This window comes from Vibrio hepatarius, assembly GCF_043642085.1.
Taxonomy (GTDB): Bacteria; Pseudomonadota; Gammaproteobacteria; order Enterobacterales; family Vibrionaceae; genus Vibrio; species Vibrio hepatarius_C.
Window position 1 is genome coordinate 675,325 of record NZ_JBHZSA010000002.1, and the last position, 25,091, is coordinate 700,415.

At 44.9% G+C, this 25,091-nt stretch carries 20 protein-coding genes; 14 read left to right on the top strand and 6 right to left on the bottom strand.

The window, feature by feature from the left end; genetic code table 11:
* The first annotated feature begins 14 nt into the window (after positions 1-14).
* From ACHUFZ_RS06055 to katG, 5 genes are all read left to right on the top strand, one after another.
* Positions 15-1,730, top strand: coding sequence for a sensor domain-containing diguanylate cyclase (locus ACHUFZ_RS06055; RefSeq protein WP_394126344.1), 1,716 nt, complete (start codon positions 15-17; stop codon positions 1,728-1,730).
* 75 nt (positions 1,731-1,805) lie between these two features.
* The gene (locus ACHUFZ_RS06060) at positions 1,806-2,393 is read left to right on the top strand and encodes a TetR/AcrR family transcriptional regulator (RefSeq protein WP_394126345.1); all 588 of its coding nucleotides are present in this window, start codon (positions 1,806-1,808) and stop codon (positions 2,391-2,393) included.
* A 113-nt stretch (positions 2,394-2,506) separates the two neighbouring features.
* On the top strand, positions 2,507-3,541 hold the full coding sequence (locus tag ACHUFZ_RS06065) for an NADP-dependent oxidoreductase (RefSeq protein ID WP_394126346.1): 1,035 nt from the start codon (positions 2,507-2,509) through the stop codon (positions 3,539-3,541).
* Between the two features lie 8 nt (positions 3,542-3,549).
* Positions 3,550-4,167 (top strand): glutathione S-transferase family protein, encoded by a 618-nt coding sequence (locus ACHUFZ_RS06070; protein ID WP_394126347.1) that lies wholly within the window; start codon positions 3,550-3,552, stop codon positions 4,165-4,167.
* Between the two features lie 230 nt (positions 4,168-4,397).
* Complete coding sequence (gene katG, locus ACHUFZ_RS06075; RefSeq protein WP_394126348.1) at positions 4,398-6,569, top strand: catalase/peroxidase HPI; 2,172 nt, start codon at positions 4,398-4,400, stop codon at positions 6,567-6,569.
* Between the two features lie 199 nt (positions 6,570-6,768).
* Here the strand turns inward: katG and ACHUFZ_RS06080 are convergent, their stop codons facing one another.
* Together ACHUFZ_RS06080 and ACHUFZ_RS06085 are read right to left on the bottom strand one after the other, a co-directional pair.
* A complete protein-coding gene (locus tag ACHUFZ_RS06080) occupies positions 6,769-7,650 on the bottom strand; it encodes an NAD(P)-dependent oxidoreductase (RefSeq protein ID WP_394126349.1) in 882 nt (293 codons plus the stop codon).
* Between the two features lie 143 nt (positions 7,651-7,793).
* Positions 7,794-8,414 carry a heme-binding beta-barrel domain-containing protein gene (locus ACHUFZ_RS06085; RefSeq protein ID WP_394126350.1) on the bottom strand — a complete coding sequence of 207 codons (621 nt, stop codon included), beginning with the start codon at positions 8,412-8,414 and terminating at the stop codon, positions 7,794-7,796.
* 239 nt (positions 8,415-8,653) lie between these two features.
* On the opposite strand from ACHUFZ_RS06085, the gene ACHUFZ_RS06090 reads away from it, so the two are divergent.
* The 4 genes from ACHUFZ_RS06090 (at position 8,654) to ACHUFZ_RS06105 (ending at position 12,338) form a co-directional block, all read left to right on the top strand.
* The gene (locus ACHUFZ_RS06090; protein WP_394126351.1) at positions 8,654-9,307 is read left to right on the top strand and encodes an HAD family hydrolase; all 654 of its coding nucleotides are present in this window, start codon (positions 8,654-8,656) and stop codon (positions 9,305-9,307) included.
* A 221-nt stretch (positions 9,308-9,528) separates the two neighbouring features.
* The gene (gene yghU, locus ACHUFZ_RS06095) at positions 9,529-10,386 is read left to right on the top strand and encodes a glutathione-dependent disulfide-bond oxidoreductase (protein WP_394126352.1); all 858 of its coding nucleotides are present in this window, start codon (positions 9,529-9,531) and stop codon (positions 10,384-10,386) included.
* Between the two features lie 151 nt (positions 10,387-10,537).
* Positions 10,538-10,918: a hypothetical protein gene (locus ACHUFZ_RS06100; RefSeq protein ID WP_394126353.1), complete on the top strand. Its 381-nt coding sequence runs from the start codon at positions 10,538-10,540 to the stop codon at positions 10,916-10,918.
* A gap of 19 nt (positions 10,919-10,937) precedes the next feature.
* On the top strand, positions 10,938-12,338 hold the full coding sequence (locus tag ACHUFZ_RS06105; protein ID WP_394126354.1) for a class II fumarate hydratase: 1,401 nt from the start codon (positions 10,938-10,940) through the stop codon (positions 12,336-12,338).
* Between the two features lie 52 nt (positions 12,339-12,390).
* Here ACHUFZ_RS06105 and ACHUFZ_RS06110 read toward each other — a convergent pair whose 3' ends face one another.
* The 4 genes from ACHUFZ_RS06110 to ACHUFZ_RS06125 all read right to left on the bottom strand — a co-directional run bounded on the left by ACHUFZ_RS06110 (position 12,391) and on the right by ACHUFZ_RS06125 (position 14,694).
* Positions 12,391-12,537 carry a hypothetical protein gene (locus ACHUFZ_RS06110; RefSeq protein WP_394126355.1) on the bottom strand — a complete coding sequence of 49 codons (147 nt, stop codon included), beginning with the start codon at positions 12,535-12,537 and terminating at the stop codon, positions 12,391-12,393.
* 67 nt (positions 12,538-12,604) lie between these two features.
* Positions 12,605-12,955, bottom strand: a complete 351-nt coding sequence (locus tag ACHUFZ_RS06115) for a hypothetical protein (RefSeq protein WP_394126356.1) — start codon at positions 12,953-12,955, stop codon at positions 12,605-12,607.
* A 56-nt stretch (positions 12,956-13,011) separates the two neighbouring features.
* Positions 13,012-13,944 carry an endonuclease/exonuclease/phosphatase family protein gene (locus ACHUFZ_RS06120; protein WP_394126357.1) on the bottom strand — a complete coding sequence of 311 codons (933 nt, stop codon included), beginning with the start codon at positions 13,942-13,944 and terminating at the stop codon, positions 13,012-13,014.
* A gap of 48 nt (positions 13,945-13,992) precedes the next feature.
* Complete coding sequence (locus ACHUFZ_RS06125; protein ID WP_394126372.1) at positions 13,993-14,694, bottom strand: substrate-binding periplasmic protein; 702 nt, start codon at positions 14,692-14,694, stop codon at positions 13,993-13,995.
* Positions 14,695-14,853: 159 nt separating this feature from the next.
* Here ACHUFZ_RS06125 and ACHUFZ_RS06130 point away from each other — a divergent pair, with 159 nt between their 5' ends.
* The 5 genes from ACHUFZ_RS06130 (at position 14,854) to ACHUFZ_RS06150 (ending at position 24,970) form a co-directional block, all read left to right on the top strand.
* Positions 14,854-16,773, top strand: coding sequence for an ATP-binding protein (locus ACHUFZ_RS06130; RefSeq protein WP_394126358.1), 1,920 nt, complete (start codon positions 14,854-14,856; stop codon positions 16,771-16,773).
* Between the two features lie 143 nt (positions 16,774-16,916).
* Positions 16,917-19,412, top strand: coding sequence for a bifunctional diguanylate cyclase/phosphodiesterase (locus ACHUFZ_RS06135; protein WP_394126359.1), 2,496 nt, complete (start codon positions 16,917-16,919; stop codon positions 19,410-19,412).
* 496 nt (positions 19,413-19,908) lie between these two features.
* Positions 19,909-20,556 (top strand): TetR/AcrR family transcriptional regulator, encoded by a 648-nt coding sequence (locus ACHUFZ_RS06140; RefSeq protein WP_394126360.1) that lies wholly within the window; start codon positions 19,909-19,911, stop codon positions 20,554-20,556.
* A 5-nt stretch (positions 20,557-20,561) separates the two neighbouring features.
* A complete protein-coding gene (locus ACHUFZ_RS06145) occupies positions 20,562-21,872 on the top strand; it encodes an efflux RND transporter periplasmic adaptor subunit (RefSeq protein WP_394126361.1) in 1,311 nt (436 codons plus the stop codon).
* Positions 21,869-24,970 carry an efflux RND transporter permease subunit gene (locus ACHUFZ_RS06150; protein WP_394126362.1) on the top strand — a complete coding sequence of 1,034 codons (3,102 nt, stop codon included), beginning with the start codon at positions 21,869-21,871 and terminating at the stop codon, positions 24,968-24,970. Before ACHUFZ_RS06145 ends, ACHUFZ_RS06150 begins: the two co-directional genes overlap by 4 nt.
* The last annotated feature ends 121 nt before the right edge of the window (positions 24,971-25,091 follow it).

Here is a 25,091-nt window from a genome sequence, read left to right on the forward strand (position 1 = left end):
AAGTGTGGAAATTAATGACAGCAACTCTCAACCGATTCCAATTTCTGCCCATCTTAGCACTGGCCATTTCCATGATTGCTGGGGGATACTACTTCCACCATACGCTTAATACATGGACCACTAAAATCGTCAGCGGCTATATGTCGAGCCTACTTGATGATGTTGCTCACCAAATTGAAGAGAAACAACTCGATCTTTACGATATGAGCCAACCGGAAATCGACGCCTTTATTGATAACTTATCCCAATCCCGTTTTGGACAACGCTTTACCGTCATTCATAGTAGCGGACTTGTGCTCGGTGACTCTCAGTTATCGAACTGGGAGATAAACAAACTAGAAGACCACAGTAGTCGCCCAGAAGTAATCAGTGCTTTGAATGGTGAATTAGGCATGTCCAAGCGCCACAGTGAAAGCATCAACCAAGACTTACTCTATGTCGCCAAACAATTAAAACTTCCCCCTGACGAACATGGCCACGATACCAAGTATGTCATCAGGCTCGCCATGCCACTGACCGCATTAGCCGAGATGACCAATGACCTAGAAGTTATCTTTTACTTCCTGATGGCGTGCTCATTTGCCGTCTTGATATGCTCTTCTTGGTTTAGCAATCGAAAGATCTTCTCAGTGGTTAACCACGAACGCCAACTTCAAGAACAGCGCATTGAGAAAAGTACTCGCGAAATCGAACTCCTCCACCAACTCGCCAATATGCTCGCGGCATGTAATAGCATTAAAGAGGCACAAGCTGTAGTGGCGGACATCATTCCGCGCATCCTTGGAGATATCAACGGCTGCGTTTCTATTATGCGTGAATCACGCAACCAACTTGAAGTGAAGCTAGATTGGGGAGGTCACTGGCCAGCGAGCACAGTTTATGCACCAAACGATTGTTGGGCATTACGCAAAGGTAAGTCTCACTTATCTCACGCCAAATACCACAACTTAGAATGCAGCCACATGAGCGGATTGGAGCACGGCGGTACTACCCTATGCGTCCCTTTGACCGCTCACGGTAATACGGTCGGTATGTTCCACCTCTATTTCGGTCGTAATGAGCATGTTGTTAGCGAAGAGACCAAACAGATCGCCTACACTCTAGCTGAGCACCTTGGCTTAGCGCTCGCCAACCTCAGCCTACAAGAGAAACTTCGTTCTCAAGCAATGCGCGACCCACTCACTGGCCTATACAATCGACGTTACTTTGAAGAAGTGCTCGACACTGAATGGTCAAAAGCCAACCAAGATGGGGCTAGCCTTTCTTTGCTAATGCTCGATCTCGACCACTTCAAGCGATTTAACGACAACTTCGGTCATGATGCCGGAGACTTTGTCCTTAAAGAGGTCGCAAGCTTGTTGAACCGCAGTATCGACGATGTTCAGGTTGCTTGTCGTTTAGGTGGAGAAGAGCTGGCGATCATCTGCCCGAACACAACGATAGATGAGTCATTAGAGCTGGCGAACCATATCGTCGAAGATGTACGTGAACTACACCTAGATATGAAAGGCCTTTCTCTAGGTCAACTTGGAGTTTCCATCGGCGTAACCACGTTCCCCGATCTCAATGCCTCACCACAAGAACTTGTAAAGGTTGCTGACACCGCGCTGTATCAAGCCAAAGATAATGGCCGTAGCCAAGCGATTCATAGCCAGTTAAAACTTGAGCCTACCAAATTTAGTACACAAGATGGCCCATCAGAAGTACTGCCACTTAAAAAAAGTGAATGAAGAACTAGAAATTGGGATCTTTAAAAGATCAAATGTTACTAGACGACTGGTCTAATCATCATTATGCTTGTCGCCATGAATGCAAAAACACAAGACACTCGCCAGCACATTTTAGATGTTGGTTATGAACTCATCGTCAGTAAAGGCTTTACTGCCGTGGGTTTGGCTCAACTATTGAAATCTGCTGACGTACCAAAAGGCTCATTTTATCACTACTTTAAATCGAAAGAGCAATTCGGCGAAGCTTTGATTGAAGAGTATGTTCGCAGCTACATGGCTCGTATCCAATTAGTGCTCGACCAACCAAATACGAATGGTCGTGACTGTTTGCTTGACTACTTTTCACGCTGGTTGGCGATGGATAATGGCGTGTGCAATGCTAGCAAGTGTCTGATTGTAAAATTAAGTGCAGAGGTTTCTGATCTCTCCGACACTATGCGCGTATCACTTGCCAACGGTGCAGAACTTATCATTCAAGCACTCGCAAATACGCTGCAACGAGGCATTGATGATGGCTCTATTGCCCCACTACATTGCCACGAGGTTGCTAGCCAGCTTTATCAACAATGGCTTGGAGCAAGCCTACTCAACAAGTTGATGCAAGACCAATATCATCTTGAATTGTGTCTAGCGACTACAAAGCAGCGTTTAGGCACTAATTAGCTATTAATTTGTTCTTAGCTAATAATCATTGAATCGTTAAATCTCCCGTCCATTTGAGGACGGGATTTTTTGAAACAACAACTAGACGACCGGTCTAATAAGGAATAACAACCATGTCTAACCCTACTACTCATCGCCAAATTGTATTGGCTTCACGTCCTGTTGGTGCACCTACCCCTGACAACTTTCGTCTAGAACAATCTGAAATTCCAACACCTGCACAAGGCGAGCTCCTGCTACGTAGTGTCTATCTTTCATTAGACCCTTACATGCGTGGTCGAATGAGCGATGCTAAATCTTACGCAGACCCCGTAGCCCTTGGTGAAACAATGGTTGGTGGCACGGTCTGTCAGGTTATGGAGTCTAATCACCCTAACTTTGATAAAGGTGAATGGGTATTAGCGTTCACGGGTTGGCAAGACTACGGCATTTCTGACGGTGAAGGCCTGATTAAAATGGGCATGAACCCAAGCCACCCATCTTATGCACTTGGTGTTATGGGTATGCCTGGCTTTACCGCTTACATGGGTCTTCTCGACATCGGCCAACCAAAAGAAGGCGACACATTAGTTGTGGCTGCGGCTACTGGCGCTGTGGGTTCGATGGTTGGACAAATTGGTAAATTAAAAGGATGTCGAGTGATTGGCGTTGCAGGCGGTGAAGAGAAGTGCCGTTACGCAAAAGAGCAGCTAGGGTTTGATGAATGTATCGACCACAAAGCGGAAGATTTCGCTGAGCAGCTTGCCGCTGCATGTGACCAAGGTATTGATGTTTACTTTGAAAATGTCGGCGGCAAGGTGTTTGATGCTGTTATGCCCCTACTCAATACTGGCGCTCGTATCCCACTGTGTGGTTTGATTTCACAATACAACGCAACCTCACTGCCTGATGGGCCTGATCGTATGTCTATGTTGATGGCGCAACTGCTGATTAAACGCATCAAGATGCAAGGCTTCATCATCTTTGACGACTACGGCCACCGTTATGGTGAGTTCGCCGCGCAAATGACCCAGTGGCTGTCTGAAGGGAAAATCCACTATCGAGAGCATTTGATTGAAGGATTAGAAAACGCACCCGAAGCCTTCATTGGCCTATTAGAAGGCAAGAATTTTGGCAAACTCGTCATCAAAACGAACGAACCAGTATAGGAGCTAGCATGATTACTTTACACCACTTAAACCAATCTCGTTCTAAGCGTATTATCTGGCTTCTCGAAGAGCTCGAAGTGGAATATAAGATCATTCCTTATCAGCGAGACAGCGTGACGTTTCTTGCTCCACCAGAACTCAAATCCATTCACCCACTTGGCAAGTCCCCTGTGATTGAAGATCAAGGTCGAGTAATTACGGAATCTGGTGCAATTACACAGTACTTGATCAGCAAATATGCCGCAGAGCGTCTTGCTCCAAGCCGTGACAGTGAAGAGTACGTCGACTATATCCAATGGCTGCATTTCGCTGAAAGTTCGGCGGCTCTACCACTACTTCTAAAGATATTTGTCGCTAAAGATGGTGCGCCAACCAACTTTCTTTCTGATTACGCAGAACTAGAGCTTGATAAAGTGATGAGCTACGTCGACCAATCGCTTGAAGGCAAGCGTTACTTTGTGGCTGATAAGTTGACTGGCGCTGATATTATGATGTCATTCATTGTTGAGGCACTGAACAAATTCGGACTAATGGAACGCTACCCGAACATCACTCAATACGCCAAACAACTCGCGACTCATGCAGCTTGGCAAAAAGCAGAACAGTTGGAAATTCAATACGGCTAAACCTTTGGCGCTGCTGTTTGATAGCAGCGCGACTTTCCCCTCTCGTACTACTCTCTATGTTCGTCTAACTCCCTGTTTAGATTACGATAGAAAATACCTATCGAAAGCATAGCTATAACCAGATTTATAAAAACGCCAGAAGCTCCTATTCTATGTACAACAAAGACCACACTATAAGCGTGGTTCTTAACTCACACTACTTACTTGCTGTGACACTCTAGGAGCAATTCATGGAACATAAAAAAAACAACGGCGGTCAATGCCCAATCATGCACGGTGGAGCAACGTCTTCCAATTCTTCAAACGTCGCGTGGTGGCCAAATGCGCTTAACCTAGACATCCTTCATCAACATGATAAAAAATCTAACCCTATGGGTGAAGACTTTAGCTATAAAGATCAACTCAAAAAGCTAGATGTTGAAGCCTTAAAACAAGACTTAAAGCATCTGATGACAGACAGCCAAGAATGGTGGCCTGCTGACTGGGGACACTACGGCGGTTTAATGATTCGTATGGCTTGGCACTCTGCTGGTACGTACCGCATTGGTGATGGTCGTGGCGGTGCTGACACCGGTAACCAACGTTTTGCTCCTCTAAACTCATGGCCAGATAACGGCAACTTAGATAAAGCTCGCCGACTACTTTGGCCAATTAAACAGAAATATGGCAACAAGATCAGCTGGGCTGACCTGATGATTCTAGCGGGTAATATGGCTTACGAATCAATGGGATTGAAAACGTTCGGTTTCGCCTTTGGCCGTGAAGATATTTGGCACCCAGAAAAAGATATCTATTGGGGCGCAGAGCAAGAGTGGTTACAAGAAAGTGGCGGTGAAAACAGTCGCTACTCAGATGACCGTGATCTAGAAAACCCACTAGCTGCAGTAATGATGGGCCTAATCTACGTAAACCCTGAAGGTGTTGACGGCGAGCCTGATCCAATCAAAACAGCAAAAGACATGCGTGAAACCTTCGCTCGTATGGGTATGAACGATGAAGAAACCGTGGCGTTAACCGCAGGTGGTCACACAGTCGGTAAAGCGCACGGTAACGGTGATGCGTCTAAACTTGGCCCTGAGCCAGAACGCGCTGACATCGACGAGCAAGGTTTGGGTTGGAATAATCACAGCGCTCGCGGCATTGGTCGTGACACCGTAACTAGCGGTATCGAAGGTGCGTGGACAACCAACCCAACTGAGTGGGATAACGGCTATTTCTATCTGCTGCTTAACTACGATTGGTGGCTACGCAAGAGCCCAGCGGGTGCATGGCAGTGGGAACCAATGGATATCAAAGAAGAAGATAAACCCGTTGATGTTGAAGACCCAAGCATTCGTCTGAATCCAATCATGACAGATGCGGATATGGCGCTGCGCGTTGACCCTGAATATCGCAAGATCTCTGACCGTTTCTACACTGATCCTGAGTATTTCTCTGAAACGTTCGCTCGCGCTTGGTTTAAATTAACCCACCGCGACATGGGTCCAAAGAGTCGCTACTTCGGTCCAGACATTCCTGCAGAAGAGTTAGTTTGGCAAGATCCCGTACCAGCGGGCAATGCAAGCTACGATGTAGCAGCAGTAAAAGCGAAGATTGCTCAAAGTGGTCTATCGATTAGCGATATGGTGGCAACAGCATGGGATAGCGCACGTACATTCCGTAACTCAGATAAACGTGGTGGCGCAAACGGTGCACGTATTCGCCTAGCACCACTTAGCCAGTGGGAAGGTAATGAGCCAGAGCGCTTAGCTAAGGTGCTATCTGTTCTGGAAGCTATCGCCGCTGAAACAAGCGTTAGCATTGCTGACACTATTGTTCTTGCGGGTAACTTGGGTATCGAACAAGCAGCGAAATCAGCAGGTTTCGAGGTTAGCGTACCGTTCGCGCTAGGTCGTGGCGATGCAACTCTTGAGCAAACGGATATTGAATCATTTGCTGTGTTAGAGCCAATCGCTGATGGCTTCCGTAACTGGCAAAAACAACACTACTCTGCGACACCAGAAGAGTTGATGCTTAACCATGCACAATTGTTGGGTCTAACGGCACCTGAAATGACGGTACTTGTTGGTGGTATGCGAGTACTAGGAACTAACCATGCAAATACTGCGCATGGTGTATTTACCGATCAAGTTGGCGCACTAACCAATGATTTCTTTATCAACCTGACAGACATGCGTTACTTGTGGAAACCAACAGGTCGTAACTCTTACTCAATTGTTGAGCGTCGTTCAGGTGAAGAGAAGTGGACTGCGACCCGTGCTGACCTCGTCTTCGGTTCAAACTCGATTCTACGTGCGTATGCTGAAGTTTATGCTCAAGATGACAACAAAGAGAAATTCGTGAAGGACTTTGTGTCAGCATGGACCAAAGTAATGAACGCTGACCGTTTTGATTTGAACTAATCGCAGGTCAATCTTTAGTTGGAGTTGGTAAAGAGTCCAATCATCAACTAGGGTTAACTATGTAGCACTTAAATGAGAAAAGAGGTGCATATTAGCACCTCTTTATTTAAACCTCAGTTCAAGGAGAGTTAGATATGGATAACTTTAACTTCTTTAAGCTATTTGATACCAAAGAACTGTTTATTTTTTACTAGTTGGTTTACTGCTGACTTTTCGCAACCGCTTTCATGAGTACGGACGTGTCCATGCGGCCAAAACCATCTTCTTGTAGCTCCGCGTACTGCTCGTCCACTTTTTTGGTTAGTGGAAGATCAAGACCAACACGCTCCGCTTCTTTTAAACAGAACCCTAAGTCTTTACGCATCCAATCAATGGCAAAGCCAAAATCAAATTTGTCTTGAGACATAGTGACAGCGCGGTTTTCCATCTGCCATGAACCCGCAGCACCATGTTTTAATGTTTCTACCACCTGTTCAACGTCTAATCCCGACTTTTGCGCCAGTAGCAAGGCTTCGCTGAGACCTTGTAAAATACCGCCAATACAGATTTGGTTAACCATCTTACAGCGTTGACCCTGACCATTTTCACCCAGCAGTGTCATTTGCTTCGCGTACACATCCATGATCGGTGAAACAGTATCGAAGATCGCTTGCTCACCACCACACATAATGGTTAATACGCCATTTTCAGCGCCCGCTTGACCACCAGACACAGGTGCGTCAATGAAGGTATTGCCATTCTCTTTTGCAGCTTGCGCTAACTCAACGGCTAACTCCGCTGACGTCGTTGTATGATCAACGAGTATTGCGCCCGGTTTCAAAGTGGCTAGAATGCCTTCTTCGCCATACACTACGCTACGTACGTCATCATCATTACCCACACAAACAAATACAACGTCGGCGTCTTGCGCTGCTTGGCTTGGCGTTTCACAGGCCTGACCCGCGTATTCTGTTGCCCATTTGTCAGCCTTAGCTTTTGTACGGTTGAAAACCTTTGTCTCATGCCCTGCTTTGCTCAAAAAGCCCGCCATTGGGTAACCCATGACACCTAAACCAACAAACGCTACCTTTTTATCCTGCACTTTCTTCCCCTCAGAGTTTATTACTTCTCGTTTTCACAGGAGTGTACTAAACATTGGACCACAAATTAATATCCGCCGAGTACATAAAACAACAAAGCCCCATAAAGGGGCTTTGCATCGCATCTATTTGTGACTAAAAGGTATTATTTCACTTTTTCCAATGTGCTCGTGTCAGTGTGAGCAAAAGGCTTACCGTAAATATCCAAACTCGTGGTTTGTGAATAAGTCAACGTGTCATCAGAGATACTGATGTTCATAATAAAGTCCGTCGTCTTCGCATTTGCCGTCATATATTCAGACTCAGCAATACCGCGTACCGAAGCCTTTAACATCATCGTCTCTCCTGCTGGACCTTCTGCTGTCACACAGGTTGTTCTTGGTACACAGAATGAATTGTAAACAATCTGATTCTCTTGGTCGTAAATCAAGTAACCGCGCTGATCGTGGAATTTAGAATCATCCGCTTTACGGAACACTTCCTGTTTGTAATACAGTGCAACCAGATATTGGTCACTCGCGTTGGTCGCGTCAGCCGCAACTTCAAACGTCATCACTTCGTAGAAAGGCGTCACTGCTGGTCCACCTTTACCCACTGCTGAGTCAGTTTGGCCCGGCGACATATCCACTCCACTCGTTTCGACTGATTTCCATGTACCCACTAATGGAGTAAGAGGCCCGAAGTCCATGCCATCGATGGTTGAATGTTCTGCCATTACAGGTGCTGAAATGGCTGCTGTGATACCCAGTGCTAATAGTTTTTTCATTATAATAATCCTTTTGAGGAATTGACTTTGAAAAGCACTATAAAGACATCGGGCTATAATTTATTAATCCAGATCATTTTTTAACCTAAATTCAGAATGAGTGTGTAAATGAATATGTACCCATTCACACCTACAATTAATAATAATTATAGATTATAGATTTATATAAATTTGTCTCTATTAGCTTTAGAAAAAGTGTGACAAAATCAGTCCACTTTCATTCTATTCAAGTTGTAACTATGAACTACCAAGCTGCGATATTCGATATGGATGGCCTATTACTCGATACAGAGAGAGTCTGTATGAGAGTATTTAAGCAAGCCTGTCTTACTCAAGAACTGCCTTTCTACGAAGACGTATATCTTTCTATTATTGGTAGAAACTCTGCGGGTATTGAGAAGATTTTCCGCGACGCATACGGTGATGACCTTGAACGATTGCACAACGAATGGAAAGTGAATTACCAAGCCATCGTAAAGCATCAAGCGATCCCGGTAAAAGAAGGCGTGATCGATATGCTCTCTTGGCTCAAGGCGAATAACATTCCAACTGCCGTTGCAACCTCGACACATAAAGACATTGCAGAGAAAAAGCTTGAGCTGGCTGAGCTAACAAGCTATTTCGACTCTGTAACTTGCGGCTGTGAAGTGTCAAACGGAAAACCTGATCCAGAGATTTACCTTTTGGCCGCCAAACGATTAGCCGTTGAACCAAGCCAATGCCTAGCCTTTGAAGACTCAAATAACGGCGTTATAAGTGCTGTAAGTGCAAATATGGTGACCTTCCAAATCCCAGACTTAGTTGAACCAAGCGCTGAAGTCATTCAACTTGGCCACTCTATCGTTCCTTCTCTAAACACTGTTTTGGAGCAGTTAAAACAAACTCGCCGCTAATCGACTCTGAAGCTTGGTACTGCCAAGCTTCTCACTCTTACATTAGAACTTACTTATATCCAATCTCCATTTTCAATAACCAAGCGTTCTATACAAAAATTCCTTCCCCCCCTTTTAACCGATTATTTTATCCCAACTGTAATAAGTGTATGTTGAGTTAAGTTTACGCTTGCTTGTTAACGCTCAACCTAGCCTGATATCAATCGGAATAAGGAATAACAATGACTAACCAATACGTACCACCGAAAGTATGGAAAATGGAAGACGAGAATGGCGGCCAGTGGGCAAGTATCAATAGGCCAGACTCTGGCGCTCGTCATGAACAAGCGCTTCCAGTTGGTGAACACCCGATTCAGTTACATTCGATGGGCACACCAAATGGCCAGAAAGTGACGATTATGCTGGAAGAACTGCTAGCACTTGGCGTAACAGAAGCAGAGTACGACGCTTACCTTATCCGAATTGGTGAAGGCGATCAGTTTGGTTCAGGTTTTGTCGAGATTAACCCAAACTCTAAGATCCCAGCACTCGTTGACCAGTCGGGCGATGAGCCGATCAATGTTTTTGAGTCCGGCAATATCTTGCTTTACCTTGCAGAGAAGTTTGGTCACTTCTTGCCAAAAGACATAAAAGCGAAAACCCAAGTGATGAACTGGTTATTCTGGTTACAAGGATCAGCACCTTACCTTGGCGGCGGTTTCGGCCACTTCTATGCCTACGCACCAGAGAAGTTCGAGTACCCAATTAACCGCTTTGCGATGGAAGCAAAGCGCCAGTTAGACGTACTCGATAAACAACTTGCTAAAACGACCTATCTCGGTGGCGACGAGTACTCCATCGCTGACATCGCGACCTGGCCTTGGTATGGCAACTTAGTGCTTGGTAAAGCGTATGACGCGGCTGAGTTCTTAGATACCGATAGCTACAAAAACGTTAAACGTTGGGCAGAGCAAATTGAAGCACGTGAAGCAGTACAACGGGGCCGTATTGTAAATAAATCATGGGGAGAAGAGTGGGAACAAGTGCCAGAACGCCATAGCGCGGAAGATATCGATAAGGTCCTTAAACTCAAGCCTTAACTTGTTTTATCATCAGTTATCAATCCCGCTAATGCCCAGTATTAGCGGGATTTTTTATGTCATCAGCTTAAAGTTGGCCTACAAAATCTATGGTTGATTAACACTCCATCATTTGATAATAATTATCATTACAATATATAACGAGGTGTGTATGGATAGCCAAAACGTTCTTTACAACGCATTTTACAGAGCGCAAGATCGCTTTTTGGAGCGTTATACTCAACACGGTTTTGAGCCGGATGTCATCCATGACTACATCCACAGTGCGATGATGTTGTCCTCGCTGTATGAGAATGGTTGCGAACAAGAAAATCCCCTGCTCTACGAACTCTTTTTACGTCAGCTCTATTATCATCTTCTTGATGCTATTCAAGACCCTGCGCGTAGCCGAACGTTTAGACGAGTTTGTTTGGATTCGATACACACACCCCTTTTATGCCTTAAACGCCATTATTACCAATGGGATGATGGCGATATCAAGTTTTTACACCTACAACAATTATTACAACGCGTACAAGCGCCATTAGATTAGATTTCAAAAGGATCCAGATATGACTTTAGCCTCTACAACCCAACCGTTCCGTACTGAACAAGACAGTATGGGCGAAGTGAAGGTGCCAGTGGACGCTCTTTACCAAGCTCAAACTCAGCGTGCGGTAGACAACTTTCAGTTCAGCACTCACACCATGCCAATACCATTTATTCAAGCTCTTGCGTACATTAAGCAGAGTGCTGCGTTAACCAACGCGACCCTAGGGCTGCTTGAAGGTGACATCGCGGAATCAATCAACGAAGCTGCACAAACCATCATTGACGGCGAGCACATCAACCAATTCCCTGTTGATGTATTCCAAACTGGCTCTGGCACCAGTTCAAACATGAACGCCAATGAAGTGATTGCAACCTTGGCATCTAATTTACTTGGCGCTCCGATTAGCCCAAATGATCACGTTAATATGGGTCAAAGCAGCAACGACGTTGTCCCTACAGCGATTCAGGTCAGCACTGCCATTGCCGCAGAAACTCGGCTTATCCCAGCGTTAAACCATCTTGTTGCTACGCTAGAGTCTAAACGAAATGAAATTGGCGGAAAGGTTAAAACAGGCCGCACCCATTTGATGGACGCTATGCCGATCACCTTCGATCAAGAACTGGGCGGCTGGCAATATCAAATTGAGCAAGCTCTGGCCGGTATTCAACACTCACTCATCGCAGTGAAAGCGCTTGCCCAAGGGGGGACGGCCGTTGGGACAGGAATCAATGCCGACCCAAGGTTTGCCGCTAAGTTTACCGATAACCTAGCTCAAGTGACACGAATTGACTTCACTAGCAGTGATAACTTTTTCTACAACTTAAGTACCCAAGATGCCATTGTTGCGCTGTCAGGCCAAATAAAGACAGCAGCAGTCGCACTGCTAAAAATTTCGAATGATTTACGTTGGATGAACTCAGGACCATTAGCTGGATTAGGTGAGATTGAGTTACAAAGCTTACAACCTGGCTCTTCAATCATGCCGGGTAAGGTGAACCCAGTGATCCCTGAAGCGGTAGCCATGGCCTCAGCACAGATCATAGGTAACGACACCACCATTACCGTTGCAGGGCAGTCCGGTAACTTCCAGCTTAACGTGATGTTGCCAGTGATCGCACACAACGTATTGGAGAGCATAGAACTGCTGACAAACAGCGCGACGTCGCTTGCAGATAAAGCTATTGCGACTTTCACCGTTCGTAACGATAACCTGAGTGTGGCTTTGTCTAAGAACCCAATCCTTGTCACGGCGCTAAACCCGGTTATTGGATATTTAAAAGCGGCGGAGATCGCCAAGAAAGCCTACAAACAAGGTGAAGCAATCATTGATGTTGCCGAGCGTGAAACGGAGTTAGATCGAGCGACACTAGAAAGATTGTTGGATCCTGCAAAACTGACCGAAGGCGGTATCGCAGATTAATAGAGCAGGATGAAAACTTGAAAGCACACATCCTTGTGCTGTGTGCTCTGGATTAAATCCAAACCAGAGACAATAGCAAAAATGGCAGTGCGATTACTGAAGCCATTTTAGCTAGCGCCATTGTTTCTCTTAGTAGCACTTCACGTTTCGGTGAAGTTGCTACTGCAGAATACGACGCCGCAACTTGCGCGCTATTCATATGTCCTCACACATTTACAGCAATGAAAGGAGCGGCAATTCTAGCGAGTGGTCAATCTAACTGCAACTTAAAACACGGCAGCATGATCCACCAGCCAACGACCCTCGACTTTCATCATCACCATTTCTGCCACAAACTCCCCTTTTGCAACGCTAAAGCCTTGCTTCCAGACGAAGGCGATAGAGTTTTCGCGTCTAAAAATTTCGACAGGAGTTCGCTTAGTGAACAGGCCTTTTTCTTGTTGGTATTTCTTAACGACACGCTCAAAGTATTCAGGCTGAACAATGTCACTTAAGCGTTGAGTAAAGTCCTGAACATGGCGCTGATGGTCGATCTCTGTTGATGCTTGCATCAAGTTATCCATTAAACCATTACCAATTTCCCACAACTGCTCATCACTGTATTGAGTCATTTCCATGTGTGTTCCTTTTTCAAACCGATGTCTACCATTTTCACATCAAATAAGAATCAGTATCAATAGCCAATCTGGGTGATAACTATCTTATGGTCAGAACCATTCGGACGCGCAACACTTTGCCTTTCACATATTCGCCGACCACTAGCCGCCGATTTTAGCCACAAGTGATCAATCGCAATCATTGAGAAGTCTGGAGTGGAAAAGTCACTTGCCCAATTTGGCCAACTTGCGACAGGAAGGGTCTGATAACTCGGAAACAGCGTACCAAACCTTAAGCTGACTGAAGACAAGTTGAAATCACCGACGACTAACACTTCTTCATCTGGGTAGATTTCATTTAGGGACTCAATGGTACGTATTAGTGCATTGCGCCTGTACCATAGAGGTTTTGTCCTTGGTGAAGGAGGATGAGCCGCAACCAATGTCATTGCAATATGTTTATTGGGATGCCAAGTACCACGGATGATCGCTTGTTGATCTGGTGTCATATAAACCGACATATTGGTTAATGGCGAACGGCTCAATATCATTTGACTTGAAGGGTAGCCCACCCCTTCCTGGCCGCCATAATAGTAGGGATAGATATCCGTTAGGCTTTGTAGCTTTTCCCCCACTTCAGGGGCCACTTCTTGAAGAACGACGAGATCCTTAGGCGCAGACATTAAATAACTAATAAAGGCATTCACATCGTCATTTGCATAATAGAGATTGTACTGGGCTATGGTGATTGGATTAACACAGTTACTCACTTGCTGTTGGTGGGATTTTGGTGCAAGCATAAAAAATACAGAAGATAGCAGCAGACAAGTTACACCAGCAAACCAATGACGACATAACAGCAATGCTGCACTCATAGCCCAATATGCAATCAAGAACAGCGCAGGAAAAGCAACGATATTTTCTACCCACCATGTCGTCTCATAAAACGACAGCGTCACCCAAGCTATTGCTGGAGTAAAAACCACAAGCCATATCATCACTCTTTTCACAATTGTCCACCTTGCAAAAAACTGTGTTAAAAGTATGGCTCAGGTTAATTAGATATACCGATTAATTATTTCTTGCAACGACCCATTGGCTTTCATTTCAGCTAAGCGTTGATTGATAAACAGCCTAATTTCTGGCTTCATCTCACCAGAAAATGCCAAATGAATTGGGTAATCAGCAATAACATCACTAAACGCCTCTAAACGGAAACTCTGCTCCGTTAAGCCTAGTCGATTTAAATGGTACTTTACGCGCGATTCCATTTCGACAAACGCGGTATCACTCGGCAACCTCTCCATGATACTAAACGCAGCCTGATAGTTTTTAACCCGAATCTCGCTAAAGTCGCCCTGCTCAATATAGGGGGTTAATTCTGCGTAGTCGAACCCTAGCAGTAACACCAGCCCTTTACCCTTAATTGAGCCGAGATCCTCATAATGAAAAGACGCTCTCGTACTGGTCACCAGGGTATGTTTCACCTGATAAATCGGTAAATCCGATAGGTGTTCAGATTGAACCCGACCCCAGCTTGGACTCCCATACGTAACCCAGTTTTGTTCACCGCCCGCCTCAAGTGTCGAAATCATTCGATTGAAAGGGTAAGTGTGATAGTTGAGTTGATAATCACTTCCAGCAAATATTTCGGCAATAATATCGGAAACAATACCCTTATGACTCTTGCCTTGTTCCTCAATTTGAAATGGCTGCGCTTGCCCTGCAATCACATAGTAATTGACCACATCACTTGCCATTGTTTGATACGTGCTAACGCTAAAAAGCAGTGCAATCAATGAATTTCGTAACCTAACCCGCTTCACCACCAACTCCTTGTGATTTTTCTTCCCACTTTATCGATATTAATACTAGGCTATTTATAAGCAACAAGACACATTGATATGGATTGTTAACCAATGAAGCAATTGAATTGGGGTATTGCCAAGCAGCTTGTAATCACCATAGTGACAGTAAGTGTAGTACTGGCGCTAATCATTGCCGGAATAAATTTTTATCATGGCTATCGGTCAGAAATGGATTCCATTGACCAAAAATTACATCAATTGGAAGATAGTTTTCTTGCAAGCGTTAGTGCCAGTCTATGGGTGGTTGACACCGAGCAAATTGAGACTCAAATCGAAGGGATATATCAGCTCCCTTACATAGATTCCGTCAAACTTGAAGACGGCACTAAGCTCATGGCCTCAGCAGGGAGTGTCGACAGTGAGCATATCATTGTCCATCAATGGCCAATCACCCATTCACTTGGTGATAAAGAATTTACCATCGGCACTCTCACCATAGAGACCGACATTGCGCCCCTGCATAGTCAATTATGGCGCGACTTTCTGTGGCTGCTTTCTATCACTTTACTCCAGACCAGTCTCATAGTTGCGAGCTTGCTTTATATCGTGTTAACCATGATTGTGAGGCCCATCCAAAATGTTTCCCGCGCGATGTCTGGCTTTGAAGGTAGCTTAACTCCCAATAAGATTACTGGGCATCCTCGCAAGTTCAATGACGAAATCGCACAGCTAATCAAAAAATACAACGCCTGTATTACCCAGTTAGAGATTAACTATCAACAACTCAAATCAGCCAAAGATAAAGCTGAAGTCGCCAATGTTAAGAAAAGCGAGTTTCTCGCCAATATGAGCCACGAGATTCGAACGCCAATGAACGGCATTGTTGGAATTGCCACCCTTTTAGAGGAAACAAATCCAGATGAGGTACAAAAAAGTTACCTAGACATCCTCAATAGCTCATCAAGCACCCTACTCGATATTATTAACGACATTCTTGATTTCTCAAAAATTGAGGCTGGACACTTTTCCCTGAGTAATGAACCCTTCGATATTCGCCAACTGCTCCAACAGCAATCCAATGAATACAGTATTCGAGCGGCACAGAAACAACTGATGTTCCAATGCAATATTGAACCCAACTTACCTAATGAAATTAACGGCGACCAAATACGCCTAAAGCAGGTGTTAAATAACCTCATCGGCAATGCGCTTAAGTTTACTCAGCAAGGCCATATCGAACTTAAAGTGAATTCCTTACACATTGAACAACGCCCTCACTTATACGTTGAGGTCAAAGATACCGGTATCGGCATCGACCAAGACAACCTTTCGTCTATATTTGAAAAATTCCAGCAAGCGGATGGCAGCACGACAAGAAAATATGGAGGTACAGGCCTTGGCTTAGCAATCAGTAAAAAAATCATCGAGATGATGGGGGGGGAACTCAAAGTAATGAGTCAAGTCGGGCTTGGCAGTAATTTTTACTTCACCATTCCAATGAATATCACCAATTCCGACGTGAAAGAGTCCCCTCCGGTCAAACGGAACTTAGTCAGCTTCACTGAAAAGTACTCTCAGGATGAGATTACGTTGATTAATGACCAAGTCGATAGCGACGTTAACGTTTTGGTTGTCGAAGATACTAGAGTGAATCAGCAAATCATCAGCGTGATGCTCAATCTACTCAATATTCATACGACCATCGTCAATAACGGCCAAGAAGCCATAGACATTTGTCATACACGCCAATTTGACGCAATTATGATGGACTGCCATATGCCCATCATGGACGGTTATGAAGCGACACGGATGCTACGCAGTTATGATGATTGGCGCGGTGAGGTCCCGATCATCGCTGTCACCGCTAATGTCATGAAAGAGCATAAGGCACTGTGCTATCAGTCCGGCATGAACGACTTTCTAACCAAGCCGGTTGAACCCAAAAAAATACGTTCTGCATTACTTAAGCATATTCCGAATTTACAGCACATACTTGATAAGCTTGGCGAAACAGAAAGACAAGCGACTTAGAAAAAAGCCCAGAAAAGCAAACAGTTGCACATGTTGGGTTCTCATATTTTGACTGAATTCTATAAAATTCCGTTAATCGTTCAATGTTCTAAAAATATGGCCGCTATAATTACTGTTCTTTTCATATTCAGCTAAGGAGCAGCATGACTAAGCTCACAGACAAAAAACTGCTTAATCTCATTAGTTATGCTCCTGCTACCATTGTCGCTGTCTTTACCTTGTTATGGGTGGTCCTGACCGTTAGGGATACCATTCTTAGTTCACGAGAAGACCTCGACTACCTAAAACAAGAATATGAACAACGACGCCTAGCAACATTGACCAATCGTGTCGAATATGTCCTAGAACAAATCCAATTTGCTCGCACTCAAGTAGAAAGCAGATTAGAAAACACAATCCAAGAGCATATTTATGAAGCGCATGCGATTGCAACCCGTCTGTACGAAAGCAATAAACATCTTCCAGAACAGCAAGTGACCAAGTTAATTACTGATGCATTAAGAGACATTCGTTTTAACCAAGGTCGTGGCTATTTTTTCATCTATAAAACCGATGGCATGAATATCATGCACCCACTGCTTCCACGCGTTGAAGGCACTTCTCTATGGGACTTCAAGGATGTGCGCGGTAGTTATATTGTCCGTGAAATGGGAGAGCTGGTAAAAAAAGAAGATGAAGCTTTCTATCGTTGGTGGTTTGTTAAGCCAGAAAATCGTAATAAAGAATTCGAGAAAGTCGGCTTTGGTAAATACTTCGCGCCATACGATTGGTTCATCGGAACTGGCGATTACGTTGTTGACGTTGAAAATGACATTAAACAAACGTCGTTAAAGTGGGTGAGAAACCTTAGATTTGGTGACTATGGCTACATCTTTGTGCTTGCCAATGATGGCACTATTCTTTCCCATATCAACGAATCTTTAATTGGACAAAATACATTTGCTATTGGCGATGAACAATACCAGTTAGCGTCACAACGTATCATGGAAGCAGACAAGCAGTTTGTGAATCATATTGCCGTCTCAGGCCCCGACAACATAGCCAGTCTTTCCAAAACAAGCTATGTAGTTAAAGATCCAAATTGGGGCTGGACTATTGGAGCTGGCGTGTATGACGCGCTTAGTGAGCAATACTTTAAAGAGCGAGAAGCTGCCGCTGAGGAAGAACAGCAAAAAACACTGCAGCAGTTGTTACTTATTGGCATTATTACCACCATCATTGTTGCCTTATTCTCGTATTCATTAAGCCGCTTAATCGCGAATCGCTTTAAAAAGTTTGAAAAGCGCATTAACTACGATTTTGAAAATCTGCAACACACCAAAGATCAATTGGAATATATGGCGAGTCACGATGAGCTGACTGGCCTGCCGAACCGCTCACTACTCCATCAACACATCACCGAAGGTATCGAGCTATCCGCCGAGCACTGCTGTCAACTGGCGGTTATGTTTGTAGATCTTGATGATTTTAAAAAGGTTAACGACCTCTATGGCCATAGCGCTGGCGATCGATTGCTGAGCGAAATCGGTAAAAAGTTCGATGCCTTCTTAGGCCCAAATGATTACGTGGCACGTTTTGGGGGAGATGAATTCATCTTCTGCTTTTCTAACCTTAAGAATCTCAGTGAAACTGAATCTAAGGTTGAACAAATCAAAAACGTGTTTAAGCAGCAGTTTGTTATTGATGGCAAAGTACTCTTCGCAAGTTGCTCGATTGGTGTCTCTATGTACCCATCCGATGGCGATGATCCTGAAGAGCTGATTTCCAAGGCTGATATTGTGCTGTACAAATCAAAAGCACGACAGAAAGGTGACGTACTCTTTTTCGATAGTTCGATCAATCAGCAAGTTCAATACGACTTCCTTCTTGAGCGTGAACTCAGAGAAGCGATTAACCGAGGAGAGTTTACTGTGCACTACCAACCGCAAGTGAATGCCGAAACTGGCGCATTGCATGGCGTTGAAAGCTTGCTGCGTTGGTATAACCCTCAACTGGGTCAGGTATCACCACTTGAGTTCATCTCACTGGCAGAAGAGATCGGTTTAATTAGTGAGATCGGTGAATTTGTTCTCAACAAAGCCTGCGAAGAGTTTGTCCAAGTCTTCCCATCACCAGAATCAGATTTGGTTCTTTCCATCAATATTTCACCGATGCAGTTGATGAACAACGCCTTTATTCAGCAACTTCAGAGCATTACTGCTAAACATAAACTGCCGAGTCATCGCATCACTTTAGAAATCACTGAAAATGTTCTCATCAACGATTTACCTAAGGTTGAACCCATCATTAACCAAGTCAAACAACTTGGCTTCACTGTTTCGCTAGATGATTTTGGTACCGGTTACTCCTCACTAAGTTACCTTAGTAATTTACCACTAGACGAGTTGAAAATTGACCGAGTTTTTGTCGATAAAATGCTGAGCTCAGAACAGAGTGACTCGCTTGTTAAAGCGATTCTTGCTATCGCACGCTCAGGAAACATGCGCGTGGTGGCTGAAGGGGTTGAGACAGAAGCACAAAGAACGGTACTGATTAAATATGGCTGTGACTTGCTTCAGGGCTACTTGATTGAACGCCCGATTCCGATCGACCAGTTAGCGAGTAAGTACGCGGACACTGGCTCCGACTTTGTTATCTGATCTTGCGTTGATTTCAACTATTTATCCCCTATGAGTTGAATTATTTTGGTTTTTTCCATAGCGAAAACGATTCAATTCGCCACCAACCCATTCATTGCATAAATGCAACTTATCTTTTCATTTTTCGATGTTTAAGCGTTATTAGCAAAAGTGTTATTTTATTGTTCATTGGTTACACAGCTATAAAGAACTACTAATAAAGTCTAATAGCTCGTAACAGTCTGGATAAGGATGCTGGACCAACAATCTCCAAATAGCGACAATAATTGTTGTCCCTTTTCGCCCGCGTAATTAGCTACTACGCGGGCTTTTCTTTATCTCCCGACGGCATTGCCAACAGCATTCGCCATCATCTTAGATGTCACAAATCACATTTCTCACTTTCAATTGCATTAATTAATCACTTGATTAAATAGTGATTAATAATTGTTATATCGAAGATATTTTCGTCACCCTATAATTAATCATACGTTTAATAAACGAGAGTAACGACAACATGAATATGGCGAGGAAAGCCGGACGTCCCAGTGATGACATCGATGCGCGGCAAGCACTGATCGATGCCTCACGCGATCTATTTACGGTTATGCCCTACAACAAAGTCTCTACCCGCTTGGTGGCAAGTAACGCTGGCGTCAATGTCGCTATGATTCGTTATTATTTTGGCAATAAGGAAGGTCTATTTGAGACCATGCTACGTGAAACCATCGAGCCGATGAAAATTCAAATGCAGCGAATGGTCAAAGACAGCTCGCAGAAAAATTTTCTCGACATCATGCGTACCTATTATCGCGAAATGATCAAAGTGCCACTCTTCCCTCGATTGATCGCACAAGTCATGAACATGGACAGCTCGGAAACTCAGCGAAAGTTACTGGAAAAAGTGTTTACGGACGTCAGCCAGCCAATGCAGTCAATCATGTTCGATAAACTGGTCGAGAGCGGCATTCTACGCCCAGATGCCGATCCTAGGTTATGTAAAGTCTCCTACATTAGCTTGATGGTATTTCCCTTTATTGCCCCACCCGCAATGCTGGCTATTCATGGTATTGAGCTTAACGAAGAATTTCTAAACCAGTTGTTTGAACACAACATCAAACTTATGACCCACGGCTTTTTGCAACCAACTGAATTGCAGGACTAACGATAATGAAAATAAATAAGAAACTACTGTTCTTCCCAGCGCTTGCTGTTGGAGTTATCTCACTCATTGTAGCTGTGGAGCTAAAACCCGACCTTCCCGTCAAACCTGCCAGTGATCGCGCTAGGCTGGTCGACACGGTACCGCTAGAGCTAAAGGCGATGGCCCCTCTGGCGATTGGATTTGGTAAAGTCGCGCCGAAAATCGAATGGAACGCCATCGCGGAAGTCACCGGAAAGGTGGTATATCGCCACCCACAGCTTGAGAAAGGTCAAATACTCCAAGCAGGAACCGAGATTTTGCGAATCGACCCACTCGATTACGAACTCAAACTGGTACAAGCTCAAGCCGATTTAAAATCTGCTCAAACCTCTTTGGCTAAGCTGAACCAAGAAGAGTCAAACCTAAAACAGACGCTAAAAATCGAGAAAAACCGTCTCGTGATCGCCAATAAAGAGCTGGAAAGAAAACAAAACCTGCGTAAGAAAGGCCTAACGTCCCAATCGGATGTTGATCAACAAACGCAAAGTGCTCTATCACAGCGTAAATTGGTGTTAGATATCGAAAACCAAATCGGCCTAATGCCTGACGAAAAACGTGTCGCTGAAGCTCTGGTTAAAGTGAACACGTCCAAGGTAGAAGAAGCCCAACGTTCACTGGAAAAAACCATTATTACGCTGCCTTACGACTTGCGTATCGCAGATGTTGAGATTGAGCAAAACCAAGTCGTTAACTTACAGCAAACCATGGTGACAGGTCACGGTATGGACGTGATGGAAGTCGAAGCGCAACTGTCAATCCATGACATGCAAACTCTCGCATCTAGCTTAGGTGAGTTCGCTCGTGATGAAACCGGGATTCCGCAGCCAAACAAATCATCAATCCAAGCAAGTATCGAGCTAAGCAGTGGTAATTTGAAAGCCAGTTGGCCTGCGAAAGTGAGTCGTATCAGTGAAACTGTCGACCCAAATCAAGCCACTGCCGGGGTGATATTAGAGATAGAGCAAGATTACCGCAATTTGAATCCAACTTCTGTGCCTCCACTGGTGAATGGTATGTTTGTCCGCGCCTCAATCGAAGGGCAAGCCAATCCAAGTTGGGTCATTCCTGAGCGCGCACTGCATGGCGACAAGATCTATTTGATGGATGACGAGAACAAACTGCAAATCAAGACGGTCAATGTTGAATATCGTCGAGACAACCAAGTCGTGATTGACGGCGACTTAAACCAAGGCGACAAACTGATCTTAAATGATTTACTGCCTGCGATTAACGGTATGTTGCTTAAAGAAGCTAGCTCAGAGGAGTCTGCGCAATGATTCGATTCTTTGCTAAGCACCCCACCGCCGCCAACCTCTTGATGCTTGGTTTATTGGTATTGGGCTTAACTTCCCTACCCAACATAAAGCGTGAGACGTTTCCCGAATTCGATCCACCGTACATTATGGCGGGCGTTGTCTACCCTGGCGCCTCTCCGCAAGAGGTAGAGGAAAGCATCTGTGTTCGTATGGAAGACGCAGTTGATGGCCTAGCCAACATAGAAGAAACCCAGTGTGAAGCGATTGAAGGCTCAGCTCGTTTAATCTTAAAGCTTAACGAGCGCGCTGACATTGGCCGCATGCTGATTGATGTTCAAACTCAGATCAATTCCATCAACGATTTTCCTCAAGAGATTGAATCCCCAATCGTCCAAGAGTTAGATTGGAACGAACCTGTTGTCGACGTCGCCATCACGGCGGATACCACATGGCCTGAACTTAAAGCCTATGCGGAGCAGCTTAAAAGAACGTTAAAGCTTGATTATGATGTCTCTTTGGTTGATGTCGCGGGCTTTTCTGACCATCAATATCGCGTTGAACTTGATTCACAAGCCATGCGACAACTGGGACTAAGCGTCGGTGATATTGCTGATCAAATCGGTCGCCAAAATATCAAGCTGCCAAGTGGTAACGTCGAAACGCCTGACAAAAACTTTTTGATTCGTTTTGATGAGCGCCGCACCACGCCGCAAGAGCTTGAAAGCATCGTCGTTGGCTCTGGGCCTAATGGTTCGATTATCCGCCTGCGCGATATCGCAACGATTACCGACCGTTTTGAATTGGACGAACAAAAGGTCCTTTTCGATGGCCATCCTTCAGCGTTACTTAAAGTAAGTAAGAACAAAGAAGACGACGCACTGCGGATTAAAGATCGCGTATCTCAGTTCGTCGAAGACCAGCAAGCAATTGCCCCAACTGGCGTTAAACTTGAGCTCACCAATGACCTATCGTCGGTATTGTGGGATCGCTTAACTATGATGGTTCGCAATGGTTGGCAAGGTATCGTTTTAGTCTTTGCGACCATGTGGCTGTTCTTTAGCTTACGTTACTCATTCTGGGTTGCTGCAGGTCTACCTGTCGCCTTCCTCGGCGGTTTATTCTTGATGGCGCAGCTTGGACTCTCGATCAATATTATGTCGCTGGTCGGCCTGCTCATGGCCATCGGTATCATGATGGATGATGCGATCGTGATAGCCGAGTCCATCGCGTCGCACCTTGATCGGGGGGAAGACGTCGATAACGCCGTAGTCAAAGGGGTTAAAAAGGTTTTACCCGGCGTTATTTCTTCTTTCTTAACCACAGTATGTATCTTTGGTAGCCTACTCTTCCTTGAAGGTGAAATGGGGGCGGTATTAAAAGCCGTGCCGCAAGTGTTGATCCTTGTATTAACACTGAGCTTAGTCGAAGCATTTTTGATCTTGCCGAATCACCTCTCTCACTCTTTACATAAGGAAAAACGAGAAAAACCACCAGCGAAATTTAAACAGAAACTACTGGATAGCTTTGAAAATTTCCGTAACACTACGCTGGTTAATGCTGTTGAGAAAGTGGTTGAGTACCGCTATGCCTTTTTAGGCGGTGTTATCGCCCTATTGTTAATCTCTGTGGCAACCATCGCGGGTGGGTTACTTAAGTTTCAGCCTTTCCCTGAACTCGACGGTGATATTGCCGAGGCACGTATCATCCTGCCTCCCGGCTCTTCTTTAGCGCAAACCGAAGCGGTGGTTGACCGAATTGTTGCTTCAGCGCAAAAACTCGACGCGCAATGGAGCAAAGAGGTCGAGAATGGCACCCAACTGGTTCAACACATTACCAGTCAGTTTAATGCTAATGCTGACGCTAATGAATCAGGGCCGCACATTGCCACTGTTAGGCTTGATTTACTTGGCGCAGAAAGCAGAAACACTGTAATCGATGACTTCATTGCCGCATGGCGCGCTGACATTGGCGAACTTGCTGACCCTATCTCACTGGTATTTAAACAACCGACTATGGGACCGGGTGGACGTGCGATTGAAATTCGTGCCAAACACGATGACTTAGACGCGTTAAAAGCAGCGTCGATTGATATACAACAATACTTGAACGAGTTCGATGGAATCCACGGCGTGCTAGATGACATGCGCATGGGTAAAGAAGAAGTGCTGGTTAAGCTACGTCCGGGGGCAGAAACTTACGGCATCAATGGACAGCTTATCGCTAACCAACTTCGCGCCGCGTTTTTCGGTCAAACCGCCGATGAGATTCAGATTGGGGTAGAAAATATCTCGATTGAGGTTCGTTTGAATAAGGTTGAAGCTGGCGATTTACAGCAACTGGCCAACTTCCCAATTATCATGCCTGACGGGAGCCAGATCCCGTTGGCAACGATAGCAACACTCGATTTCCAACGTAACTATGTGCGAATCCAACGTATTGACGGCCTCAGAACCATCAGCGTATTTGGTGATACCGATAATACCAAGGTCAACTCAACGGCGGTGATTACTCAATTCCAAAAAGAAGAAGCACCTAAACTCATGGCCAAATATCCGGGGCTAAGATTCGACTTTGAAGGTGAAGCGAAAGATGCCGCGGAAACGGGCGCATCAATGGGTAAAGGTTTCTTGCTCGGACTATTTGGCGTGTTTGCCATACTCAGTTACCAGTTCCGCAGCTACCTAGAACCTTTTGTCGTCATGCTCGCCATTCCCCTCGCCTTTATTGGTGTCGTTTGGGGCCATATCTTACTTGGTCACTCACTCAGTATGCCGAGTATGATGGGCTTTGTGTCGCTGGCTGGTATCGTGGTTAATGACTCCATCTTATTGGTGCAATACATCCGCCACCATGTCGATGATGGCGATAGCGTGCATGACTCGGTAGTCAAAGCGAGTCGTGAGCGTTTTAGAGCGGTATTTCTAACCTCGATGACGACTGCTGCTGGCCTGTTACCGCTACTTACTGAAACCAGCTTGCAGGCTCAGGTCATTCAGCCATTAGTCATCTCGATTGTGTTTGGTATTTTTGCCTCAACACTGCTGGTGCTGTTTATGATCCCTGCCGCCTACGCCGTACTGGCTGACTTTGGATTGGTGCATAAACATGAAGAGATCTAATCACCGTACTCACCAATAAACGTAAAAAGCCAGACGCTATGTCTTAATGCCATTCGGATAAGCGCTAACGCTTATACCTAAACGGATATTTGGTCGGAACAAAGAGGACTGAACGTGGAAA